General features: G+C 66.3%; 6 protein-coding genes. All 6 read right to left on the bottom strand.

Annotated features, from left to right (window positions below; all coding sequences use genetic code 11):
• Positions 1-209 precede the first annotated feature (209 nt).
• A complete protein-coding gene (locus D7W79_RS29380) occupies positions 210-1,436 on the bottom strand; it encodes an ROK family transcriptional regulator (protein WP_120528693.1) in 1,227 nt (408 codons plus the stop codon).
• Between the two features lie 50 nt (positions 1,437-1,486).
• Positions 1,487-2,257 carry a hypothetical protein gene (locus D7W79_RS29375; RefSeq protein ID WP_120528692.1) on the bottom strand — a complete coding sequence of 257 codons (771 nt, stop codon included), beginning with the start codon at positions 2,255-2,257 and terminating at the stop codon, positions 1,487-1,489.
• 437 nt (positions 2,258-2,694) lie between these two features.
• Positions 2,695-2,928, bottom strand: a complete 234-nt coding sequence (locus D7W79_RS29370) for a hypothetical protein (protein ID WP_147442113.1) — start codon at positions 2,926-2,928, stop codon at positions 2,695-2,697.
• Between the two features lie 209 nt (positions 2,929-3,137).
• Positions 3,138-8,492, bottom strand: coding sequence for an RHS repeat-associated core domain-containing protein (locus D7W79_RS29365; RefSeq protein ID WP_158617077.1), 5,355 nt, complete (start codon positions 8,490-8,492; stop codon positions 3,138-3,140).
• A 1,655-nt stretch (positions 8,493-10,147) separates the two neighbouring features.
• Positions 10,148-10,516: a response regulator gene (locus D7W79_RS29360; protein ID WP_120528689.1), complete on the bottom strand. Its 369-nt coding sequence runs from the start codon at positions 10,514-10,516 to the stop codon at positions 10,148-10,150.
• Positions 10,517-10,518: 2 nt separating this feature from the next.
• Positions 10,519-12,087, bottom strand: coding sequence for an ATPase domain-containing protein (locus D7W79_RS29355; RefSeq protein WP_120528688.1), 1,569 nt, complete (start codon positions 12,085-12,087; stop codon positions 10,519-10,521).
• Positions 12,088-12,252 lie beyond the last annotated feature (165 nt).

The raw sequence follows: 12,252 nt of genomic DNA, 5'->3' as shown, positions 1-12,252 counted from the left end.
GCCCACGTCCGCGACCCAGCGCTCCTTCGAAGGCAGCGTGCCCGCGGGACCGTCGAACTCGTCCTGCCAGACCAGCTCCCAGCCCGTACCCGGCTGCTCCGTCACGGGCCCGGGTTGCTCGTTTTTCTTATTATCCAGACCTGCTGCCGGGTCACACGAAGCCATTCCCAGGCCCGAGAGGGCCAGGGCGAGGACAACACGGCGCGATGTCATGCGGTTCTCCCGACGTTCTGCGTGGGAAAGAGGGAGCGGTCGCGCAGCGCCGCCTGGAGCACCAGGGTGGCCGCGCCCACGGCGATGGCCCGCTCTCCCAGCGTCGACGTGACGATGCGCGTCTCCGCCATGGAGACGGACAGGGCGCGCTGCCGCACGGACGCGCGCAGGGGGTCGAGCAGCATCTCGCCCACGGAGGAGATCTCCCCGCCCAGCACGACGATGGCGGGGTTGAGCAGGTTGAGCAGGCCGCCCACGGCGATGCCCAGGTACGCGCCCATGCCGTCGATGATCTGCTTCGCGGCGGTGTCACCCGCGCGAGCGCCCTCCACCAGGTCGCGCACGGTGGGGCCCTTGCGGCCCCGGGTGCCCATCAGCTCGCGCGCGCGCTCCGTGAGCGCCGTGGAGCCGATGAGCGTGACAAGGCAGCCCCTGAGGCCGCACACGCAGAGCGGCCCGTTGGAGTCCACCGGGATGTGACCGATTTCACCGGCCGTTCCACCAGCGCCCCGGTACACGTCGCCGTGGATGATGTGGCCGGCGCCGATACCGGTGGCCAGCTTGATGTACGTCAGGTCCTCGCCTCCGGAGCCCGCGCCCCAGAAGCACTCCGACAGCGCGCCGAGGTTCGCGTCGTTGTCCACGAACACGGGCATGTCGAAGGTGGTCTCGAACCACTCCTTCACGTCCACGTTCTTCCAGGCGGGCAGGATGAGCGGGGACATCTTGCCGGGAGCGGCCGGGTGCACGGGGCTGGGCACGGCCACCCCCATGCCGACCACGGAGCGGCGCGGGACTCGCTCGGCGTCCAGGCACTCGTGCACCAGCTCCTTCGCCTTCTGCAGCGATCCTTCCGGATCGCCGCGCACCGCGTGGCTCGCCTTGCTCTGCGTGCGCACGCGGCCGCGGAGGTCCGTGAGGACGACGGTGACGTGGGAGGCGCCCAGTTCGACGCCCACCAGGCTGAAGGCCTCGTCACAGAAGCCGATGAGGGTGGGACGGCGGCCCCCGCGGGAGACCCCGGCGCCAATGCTGCGCACCAGGCCCGCCTGCTCCAGGTCCGCGACGATGGCGGAGACGGTCGACGGGCTGAGCTCCGTGCGCCGGGCGATCTCCGCCCGGGAGATCTGACGCTCGCGCCAGATCATGTTCAGCAGCAGGCCGCTGTTCTGCGCGCGCATGCCCGCTGCATCGACCGTCAACACCGCCGTTCCCGCTCTCATCGTCCGCTCACGTTCCGTTGTTGGCGCGCCAGGCGCTCAGGTTGTGGTGGTCAGTGCCACTGGATGTCGTCGATATAGAAGATGAACGGCTCGTCGTGGCCGCCCGCGGACCAGCCGAAGCCCGCAGCCACGTCGGCGTAGCGGATCTTGCTGATGTCGAGCGTGTACTTGACCGGCTCCTTGGTCAGCACAGCGGCCGGGCTGAGCTTCTTCTCGAAGCCGTCCTGGGAGTCGGGGCCGTAGCCCACGAAGAAGTCGACGGTCTCTCCGCCCTTCTCGCTCCACGCGTAGAACGTCACGGCCTTCGCGCCGTCCGGCACCAGGAAGCCCGGCGTGTTGGTCTTGCCCCAGTTGCCTTCCGGGTACTGCCAGAAGACGCCGGCCCAACCCTGGCCCTTCTTCGTGTAGGTGAACTTGTGGCACGTCCCCAGGCCCGAGCCCGGACGCGGCGTGGCACAGATGGGCTCGTCCACCAGGCCCTGCTCCGAGCCGTCACCCATGTAGCCGCTGGGCGCCCAGGTGCCGTCCACCGCCAGGGGCAGCGTCGTCTGGGTGCCCGCGTCCGTGGTGGTCCCCGCGTCGGTGTTCGTTCCCGCGTCGGTGTTCGTTCCCGCGTCGGTGTTCGTCCCCGCGTCGGTGTTCGTCCCCGCGTCGGTGTTCGTCCCCGCGTCGGTGTTCGTCCCCGCGTCGGTCTTGGTACCGGCGTCGTTCTGGGTGCTGGGGGTGGGCTCGTCCTCGGGGTCACAGGCGCCAATGAGCCCCGCGACCGTGAAAACTCCGACGGCCGCCAACGTCCACTTGAAACGCGTGTTGCGAAGCATGAATCCCCTCCGGGTTGTCTTGCTGGGATGACTTCGTTCTTACGGCGAAGAAATCAGAAGCTGCTGGAAGCCGCCGCCCGCATGTCGCGCCGCGTCACCCACGCCACCATACGCCAGAGGGGAATCTGCTCTCTCCCGCCGCCCGGGCTCCTGCCACCTGGAGCCGTCCCGCGTCCCCGCCCATCGCGAACATGCGAGTTCGTTCGATTGGCGAAGAAATACCAGCCCCCTTTACCCATTTGCAAGCAGCCGGGACCACGGCAGACGCCGTAAATCGGGTGATGCAGTGCGCCGTGGCGCCTGGACGCGCACCGTTGGCGTGGAGCTGGGTGGAGCGCTTGCGCCGAGTGAGCGACCACACCGCGCCAGGATGCGCGGGGTCGAGCCTCACTGCGGAACGGCCACTGGAGCCGCTCTTCACGGCCCCCAGCGCACGCTTACGCCGACATGATCATCCAGTACCGATGGACGAACTGGAAGAAGCCTTGCCCGCACCAAAGGAACATCAGAGGCAACGCCCAGATGACACCCCGACGCAGCCACCACCGGGCCAGCAAGAGATAGCCAGGCCAGAACAGCAGACCGCCTACAAGGAAGAGTTTGGAGAGCGGGTCGAGGGTGACGGCCGCTCCGCCCACCACAATAGCGAGTGGGGACAACAGGAAAGCCATGAGGACGTCGCCCCCCGCCGGGGCTGGCCCTGGAGCAACAAAGTCGCCCACCAACCCGAGAGCAGCGCCAGCAAGCGTGCACATGGCGAGCCCGCCCCAGCGGGTTCGAAGCGACGCCCCGTCATTTGACCGCGTCACGTCATCGCTCCCCGCGCCTGAGGAAGCGGTCGGGAAGGCTCCCCGACCGCGACCTCCTCACGATACCCCTGTCAGTAGAATTTGGGTCCAAGGATCCGCGCCCAGATGGGCGTGGGGTCCGGGAACTGCGGGGTATTCCCATACAACCAATAGGGAACGACGTCGTAAACGAAGTGACCGAGGCCATCGATCCCATTGGGGCTGGAATAGTTGTACGTCCCATAGTTCAAAGGGTCCGTCACCAACTCGCCATCCTTGTATACGGCCTCGCACTTCCCGTCCGGAGAAACCCACTTTTCGTTCTTCTCATTGCCAGGGCCAAAGCGGTGATACATTGATTTCGCGTCAGACAGCGGCTCCCATTTATTCGCCGCGAGGCTGCTATAGGGGACGGTCTGATTGTATACATTGCGCCCATAGTGCTGTCTCAAGAACCCAGCCAGATACGGAACTGGGCTCAAACCGAAGGGCTCGTTTCCGTTCGGGTCCACGTAAGCCATCGGATTGTTCAAGGCGTAGGCATACGCAGGAAGCGCTGACGGCGCCTGTCCCAACATCGGCTCCGGCTGCAGGTACCGCCCGACGCTCGGGTCGTAGTACCGGTTCCAGTTCTCGAAGAGGTCAGTCTCCGCGTCGTAATAGTGGCCTGCGAAGCGCAAGGGCGTCCAGAAGGGTTGCGCGCCCGTCTGGTAGCGCTGGTACTCGAAGCTCTCCATCGCGGCGCCCGCGGAGGTATTCGGCCCGGTGCTGTCGGCCGGACCCGCCCCGATGTGCACCGACATTCCGTTGGCAGGCAGCGACAACCAGGGGGTTATCACCTGGTTCATCTCCGAATCCTGGTAGGCCACCTCCTCAGGATTCGAGGGGTCGTTCGTCAAGACCAGCACGTCGTCCTGCCCGTCATGGATGTCGATGAACATGAACCGGGCCCGCGCGCGCACCTGGACATTGCTGTTCTCAGCGGCCTGGATGAAGCCCGTAAAGGTCTCTCCATCATCATCTGGATAGGGAATCGTGGAACTGTCCGGCGTGGAGAGCCGGTTGACATGGCCGAACGGCTGGTAGTCCGCCGCGCCTGCCACCAACCCATCGCCGTTCAGCATCAGGACGGGCTTGCCCACGCTGTCCGTCACCGGGAAGTAGACACCGCACGCCGCAGGCTCGCCATCACGGCGGCAATCCACGGTCGAGTCGGGCTCACGGACATTCTGCGTCGCATCCAGTCGGCCCCGGATGAGCATCACCGGACGTCCTCCAAGCCAGATGTAGTCATCCACCACGCGGAAGCTTCCCTGGAACGGAACGACCTCATTCCATCCCTGGTCCACCAGGAGCTGGTTGCCAGTCCCATGGAAGAACTCATCCCGCCGATTGAACGGGTTGACCTTGGCGCGCCTGCGTCCCAGGGCGTCGTAGAAATAGTTGTACGTCATGCCGTTGACCCGTACGGCACGGAAGACGGACTCGCGCGCGGCCCCCTGCCCTTCCGTCGCGTTGAAGGGCGCGTAGCGGAACTCCATCAGGTTCGCGGGCTGCCCTGACGTGTAGTGACCCATCTCCTTGGTCACTGCGCGCCCATCCGCGTCGTACGTGAAATTCGTCTCCTTGTACTGCCCACTGGGTGGCACCACGGACATCAGCAGGTCCGGGCGGGCCCCGGTGTCATATGCGAGCGAGTATGCGTAAGCGCTGTCGAACTGGGTGAACTGAGAACGATTGCCCCGGCGATCGTATCCAAAGGTCTGCTGCGCGAAGGCCCCACCCGTCGCCTCCCAGTTGCCCGTGGGCCGGGACGCGGACATCAGCCGCAGGGTCCGGTCATAGGCATACAGCTCTGTCCTGGGCGTCGTCGCCCCCAGGAGGCACGTGTCCGTCCGAACCACCTGGTCCGCATTCCACGTGTAGGTGCGCTTGTAGATGTCGCCGATGTTGAAGGGACTACCTGGATTGTAGTCATTCTGGCTGACGCGCAACGAGCGGAGCCGTCCCGTCAGATCCGAGTTCGAGGCGGACGGGAAGGCCGCCGAGCAGTTGGAGGGGGGCTGCGTCCCATCATCCCCCAGCGCGTACTCCACGGCCACCGGGGCTGATTGAGCGGGCAACGGATTGATCTCATAGCCCCGCAGGCCGCCAAACGGCTCCCAGGCCACCTTGCTTAGCAGCCGCCGGGTTTCAGGCCCCGAGTTCGTGAACAGGGTCACGTCGACGGCTGAAACCCGATGCGCGTTCGCAAACGTGCCATAGACATACGTAACCGTACGTCCATACGGATATAGGATCTCCCTCAGCCGACCAAGATAGTCATAGGTGTACCGCGTCTCCAGCTCCGGAGTACACCCCGCATCTCCCTGTCGTTGCCGCAGTTCCGACCTCACCCGCCCCAGCACGTCGTAGCGGTACCAGGTGCGCCCCAGGGAGTCGTCGCGGTACAGCAACCGTCCTGCGGAATACATCACGCTGCTGCCACAGCCCGAAGGCACCGCCGCCTCCGCGTCATAGCCGAACTGGTAGAGCGTCTCACTGACGGGCGTGGTGCCGCTGCTCCTGCGCGTCGCATTCCTGGGCCTGCTCAGGATGTCGTAGCTGTACTCCAGCCACTCGTTCGACAGCCGCATCGCCTCCGTCTGCTTCACGAGCAGGTTGCCGCGCGCATCGAAGGCCTGGCGAACCGGTCCGGTGGCGTGAGGAAGCTGTGTATGAATAAGGTTGCCGAAGTCGTCGTACTGATACGAGGCCAACAGCCCACAACCCGCGACCGCGCTGGCACAGCCTGTTCGAACCGTATTCACGTTGCCTTGGGCATCATAAGCAATCGTGCTGTGCTGCTCAACGGCACCGGGGAGATACTCGGAGACGCGATTGAGCCGGTCCGCCGAGTCGTACCCCATCTGGGTACAGAGCGCGGACAAGGTCGTATCTGGATTGCGGCAGAAGTCTGGGGCGGCATTGAAAGGCCGCCCCGTCGCGATGAGATTGTTGTTGAGGTCGAAGTTGTTGACGGCGGCGAAGCTTCCCGTTCCCGCCCCCTGTCGGTTGTAGGTAGGGCGCAGATGGGGATCGGGGTGATGCGTCGACTGCGTCCGGAGCTCCTCTACGCCACCGCGACGAGCCCGTCTCTCCTCGGTCTTCAAGGCTCCGCTCGGCCAGTAGGTCCTGACCGACTTTTCGCTCCAGTCGACTCCGTATTCGTCATTCGCCACGGCCATCCACTGAAGCTTGTCTGTCTTCTGTCCGCCCTGGCACCCCACTCCGGCTGCGGTGCCAGTCCGGTAACAGTAGACGTCCCAGACCGCCTTGGGCGACGCATAGACCGCGCGCAGATGTGCGCCGTCGTAACGAAGCGTCGTCGACACGGTGTCATGGAGCGCGGACACGAGGCGCCCACCCTGGTACGTCATCGTCATGACGCCTCCCTGGGGGGTGATGATCTTGGTCGCGACACCGCGTGCGTCGTAGTCCTGGTACTCGGTCGTGAGCGGCGACCAAGCACAGGTGTTGGACGCGCCTTGATGATAGGTGTAGCGAGACACCTTCCAGAGGCGTCCCGCGTTGTTGCTGCGCTCCACCGAGGGCGGCCCGTAATAGCGATACTGGGTGATGGGGTAGTCAGAGCCCGTGCAGCCCGTTGCCTCGGGACCACTCACGAGGCAAGGCCCACGCACTTCCTTCAGCACTGTACCGCCCGTGTCCGCTTCTCCATCGCACTTGAGGTGGTTGTAGTAGAAAATGCCGACATGGCGGGCCACGGGGCTTGACCATGTCCCGGTCCCATCGTTGAACGTCTGGGTGAAGCCCGAGCGGATGACGGACTTCACGAACCGTGTCGACGTGTCGTAGGTGGTCCGCGTGACGACCTGGCCATTCGGCTGCAAGACGGATGGGATGGTGTCCGTGGAGAACTCCACCGGCTTCCAGGGGCTGGGGATGGCTCCCGCTGGAAAGCTGGCGAACACGTCATTCGTCGTTACACCCGCGACGCCCCCGTTGCCGTAGTAGTCCTGACCGTACCCCCGAGACACCTGCGTCACCGGGTTGGCGGTCCCGGGAACAGAGCCCGTACCCGCGGGTGCAAAGGTCATCTGCTGGGTGTCGTAGCGCCCGAGCTTATTGCGGACAGAGCTCCTGTAGAGCGTGCCATCCGCTGGCGTCGCGTACCCATAGCTGATGTCTCCGGCCGCGAAGCTCATGCAGTTGCCCGACACGCACGTGTCCTGGATTCCGTCCAGGATGGCGTAGGGGGCGTAAGCCGTGCTGCGGGTGAAGAACCTGCGGCGATATTGAACCGACGTGCCGGCGGAGTCGCCTGACGTCGCGGCCGTGGGTTCCACGGAGGGAGGAACGCACGTGGGCCCTCCTCCCATGGCAGCCGGCCCGTCGCAGTCACCGCCCCCCGCGCTCATGGCCATGCTGGTGGTCGTGCCCGTGCTGACCGATGCCACCTTTCCGGACTGATACGTGTGTCCCGTCAGGGCCGACTGATTGACAGAAATCCTCCACGCCGTGGAGGTGGCGGTCGTCGCGGTCGTGTCCTCGTAGGCGACGCTGTCCCCCGTCTCCGGATAGTCAACCCCGGCGAGGAGGCCGGGCCGTTCGACGCTGACACCCGTGGTCAGGGCATAGTGGTAGACCGCGACCGCGGTTTCGGTGGCATCGCTGGAGTTGGCATTGTTGCGCAGGTACAGCTTGTCCAGGACGCACTCCGCTCCCGGAGTGACTCCCGGGGCGGTGTTGATTGCCCGATAGGACAGGCGCAGCCGGCTGCCCTCCTCCGTCGTGACCGCGGAGAGGAACGGGACGCCATTGCCCAGGGCGCTCGCGCCCGGGCAGTTGACCATCTGGCCGCCCTGATTGAACGGAGGGGGCGTCGCGTATGCCAGCGTGAGGCGGACGCGCGGAGTTCCCGTCAGGCGATCCTCCTGGATTTGGCTCAGGAAGAAGCGCCGCACCAGGCCGCCGGCCGTCGCCGTCCACCTGTGGCCATAGATGAAACGGCCTTCCCCCGGCTTGGTGAGGATGAAGGTACCGTTGATGGCCCAGAAGAGGCTGGCATTGGACCAGCGGCTGTTGGTGCGAAGCGTGGCGTAGCAACCGGAGCCGGTGATCTGGCAGGCGGCGAACTCGATGACTTCGCCTTCCGTATCGCGTACGGCCCAGGTGCTGACCCCGGGAACACTCCCCTGGACGTGGACGAAGCTGTAGAGGGTGTGCCACCAGCGCATGGAGCTCTGGCGGGTTGGGCTGGAGCCAAAGGGCTTCGCGACGAACGGCTCCACGCTGTTGCCCAACATCGACTGGTAGGAGCAGAAGTTGTCGGTGGAAACGTACTTGCGTACGAAGTTCAGGCCACCCTGATCTCCATGGATGCCCACGTCCGCTGCGGTAAAGCGCGTGGTGAAGTCCTTCAGGTTTACGCGAGGCGCGGACATGGCAGAGACACCGGAGGTCGCGACAGTGTCGCCACCGCTTTCACAGACGTCCGGCTTGGGATCCGAGGCCTCCCCTTCCTTCGATCGATCTCCCCCACCATTGCCACCGTTCCCGACGCCACCACCACCGCCGCGTGGGGAATCCGGACCCGGCAGATGCTCCCGGGGTGGGTTTGTCAGGGTCCCCCCCGGCCTGGAATCGCTGGTGCCAGGGGCCATCACGGTGCTCTCACAGGCCTGCTCTCCATCAGGCCTGGGAGCCTCACACACGTCCGCGGCACTGACACCTCCACGCGGATTGCCAAAGCCTCCCTGGGCGTAGGCGCAGACGGGGCCCGCCGCGCAATAGGTGCCGCTGAGGGTCCTCGTGCCCGTGAGAAGATCAATCTGAGGCTTGATTCCCTCGCAGGTATTGCCACACGCGTTGCTGTCCTCGCAGGAGGTGCCGCCGGGCTCGCATTGGAAGTTCAACGACCCGCCCGAGCCACAGTGCATCTCGCCCGGGATGTAGCCCGTCTCGCTGCAGGACTTGCTGGACACGCAGCATTGGAAGTTGCCTCCGGCCTGGCTCCCACCGAGGCCAAAGAGCGGGGCCTTCAGACATCCGTTCGGGCCGCTGCAGGAGGCCTGCGAGTCCCCCGAACCCAGGCAGTAACCGACGTTCAGCCCATTCCCACAACCGCAGGTCCAGCGCACATACTGGCCCGAGCGCAGCTCGCAGTAGTCGAACGTGGCGCTGCCAGCGCAGCCTTCGTCCGCTTCGCCGTCCCGGTCGTCATCGCAGCCGTTGCCGCAGGCGTCCAGTGCCTTTGCCGTGGGAGGCTGACATGGGCCCAGGTACTCTCCGTCCACGCAGGTGGCCGTTCCTCCCGCGCCGCACGCGGCACAGGCCTGGGGCTGATTGTGGGGCATGCACTCGCCCCACTCCCCCAATTGCCCTGGGGGCGCCGAGCACTCCTTGATGCCTCCGCACCCTCCAGGCGTGGTGCATGAAGTGGTGTCACCGGAGGAGCAGGTGGGCGCTGCTTCCGCCTCCCTCCAGGCAACCAGACAAAGGACACACAACAACATCCGGACAGACAAAGGCATCACCGTCTCCGACGGAGAAGAATGCTTGAAGGAAGAGAGAGGAGTTCAGCCGCGGGAGGGCGCCGCGGCGCCCTTCCACTCCGCGGGGGGAACGCAGATGCGGGTCCGGGCCCCGGGATGCGGCCGCGAGCACTTCCACTGAGCCGGGCACTCCGCTTCGCCGGCACACGTCTGGCTGCAGAAGTAGCCCTCGTCGGGCAAGGCCCCCGTGTGCAGACAAAGGCCGGATTTACATCCGGAGGCACCCTGCTTCGTGCAGTCCGCACCGACCTCGTTCGATGCGGACTCGGCCAGTGCCGTGCGGTGCTCGGCCAGGACAGGCGACGGCTCGACGGCGGGAGTTGGCTGCTCCGCGGAACACGCCAATACGCCAGCCATCAGTCCGCCCAGGATCCAGGTGGACCGGAGACACACACACCAGAGAGATTTCAAGATGCCTTCCCAGGCGATGACGGACTTGATGGCATCAATGCCAAACTGTCCCCCAGTCAACAGGGCGACATAGATTGCACATGACCGTCATGTCAAGGTCAGGGACAGCCACCGCCTTCAATCCCTGACAGCGGTCAGTGCCTCAGCGTCGGCGCGCCGATGATGCGGCGGACCATGGCGAGGAGCTGATCGATGTCGAAGGGCTTGGGCAGGAAGGCCGCGCACGGCAGGTGCTGCCAGAACTCCGGCGGGCTGGCGCTCATCATCACCACCGGGACGTCGCGCAGGACCGGGTCCTTCTGCATGGATTCCAGCACGCCCGGCCCGTTGAGCACCGGCATCATGTAGTCGAGCAGCACCATCGCCGGACGCTCCTGCGCCATCCGCTCCAGGGCCTCGCGGCCATTGAGCGCGGTGACGGTGCGGTAGCCTTCGTCCGACAGGAGGTCCCGCACGGCCTCCACGATGCCGAACTCGTCGTCGACGATGAGGACGGGCCCCATGGTCAGCTGCCTCGGCGCTTGCGGACGTTCCGGCGCGGCTTCGCCGGCGTGGCCCTGGCGGAGGTCGGGGTGCTCGCGCGCGGCTTGCGGCGCGGTTTCGGCAGCGGGGTCGGCTCCGGAGTCCGCGTGCGCGCGAGCCCCGTCATCAACATCTGCCCTTCCGCGAAGGGCTCTCCGACCTCAAGCCCCTCGCCGGTAATCTCCAGCTCGCGCAGCGCGGGGTCATAGGCGCTGTTGCGCACCTTGAGCGCCGCGATGAAGCGGCGCAGCCCGGAGTGCAGCTCCACCAGGCGCAGGAACAGGATGTTCTCCGCCACCATGGAGATGCCCTTGAGCGGGAACTTCACCTCTGGCCCGAAGGCGGAGGAGGCCTCGACGGTGTAGAGGAGCGTCACCTCGCGCACCCGGCACTCGTTGACGAGCGCCGCCAGGAAGCGCGCCACCCGTGACTCGCGCGTCGAGGAGCGCAGGAGCGCTTCGTAGCCGTCCAGGAAGATGCGGCGCACCCGGCCGCTGCGGATGGTGGTCAAGAGCTCCATCCCCAGCTTGTCGAGGATGTTCTCCGTGGGAGGCCGGAAGCTCACCTCCAGGTCCCCGCGCTCCATCAGGGGCTGCAGGTGCATGCCCACGCCCGCCGCCTGGGCGAGCATCCGCTCCGGCGCGTCGTAGAAGGCGAAGTAGTGGCCGCGCTCTCCCTGGCGGGCGCCTTCCGCGAGGAAGGCCAGCCCCAGCAGCGTCTTGCCGCTGCCCGGAGGTCCCAGGAGGATGGTGGTGGAGCCCGCGGGCACACCGCCCTTGAGCATGGTGTCCAGGCCCGGCACGCCGAACGCGTCGCGCTCGCGCTTCCCCGCCCCGGGCACCAGGTTGCCGTCCACCATGGATTCCAGGCGGGGGTAGACGGTGAGCCCGTCGCTGGTGATCTCGAAGCCGTGCTGCCCCAGCTTGTACGCGCTGCCCCGGAACTTGCGCACGCTCAGCTCGCGCAGGGTGCGCACGCCGAAGGTGCGCTGCTGCAGCACCAGCAGGCCGTCCACCATGGTGTGCTCCGCGCGCAGGCCCTTGGTGCCGCCGGTGGTGAGCACGACCGTGGTGCAGCCGATGAGCCCCGTCACGACCTGGAGGCCGTGGATGAACTTCTTGAGCGCCTGCCTCGACGGGGCCAGCTCCTCCGCCGCCAGCAGCCCGTCCAGCACGAGCAGCGACGCCTTGTGCGCCTTGATCTCCTTGCGCACCAGGTCCGCGAGCGCGTCCAGCCCGCCCTGCTCCAGGATGGTGAAGGCGCTCAGGTAGCTGATCTTCCCCGGCACGCAGGCCGGGTCGAAGAACGACAGCGTCTGCAGGTTGCTCACCAGCTCCGTGTGCGACTCGGCCAGGAGCGTGAGGTAGAGGACCCGGTGGCCCTGAGCCGCCTGATGGAAGCAGATCTGGTTGGCGAGGATGGTCTTGCCCGCCCCCGGCAGGCCCAGGACCATGTACATGCGCCCCTTGCGCAGGCCGCCGCACAGCACGGTGTCCAGGCCGGGAATGCCCGTGGACACGCGCTGCTCTTCACGAGGACCGCCCGCGGTCATCACACGCTTCCTTCCTGGGCGCCGCGCGCCGAGCCGGGCCGTGGAGGACGGACCTGGGGGACTCCATAGTCCAGACCGTCCAGGAGGGTTCAACAATCTGGGCGCGTGCGTTCCTGGACGACACGCGCCCCCGGCCTGCTGACCGCTCAGGGGGCGGCGGGGGTG

The organism is Corallococcus exercitus, from assembly GCF_003611585.1.
Classification (GTDB): domain Bacteria; phylum Myxococcota; class Myxococcia; order Myxococcales; family Myxococcaceae; genus Corallococcus; species Corallococcus exercitus.
The sequence above is the reverse complement of the archived record's forward strand: the minus strand, read 5'-3'. Positions and strand labels throughout refer to the sequence as shown.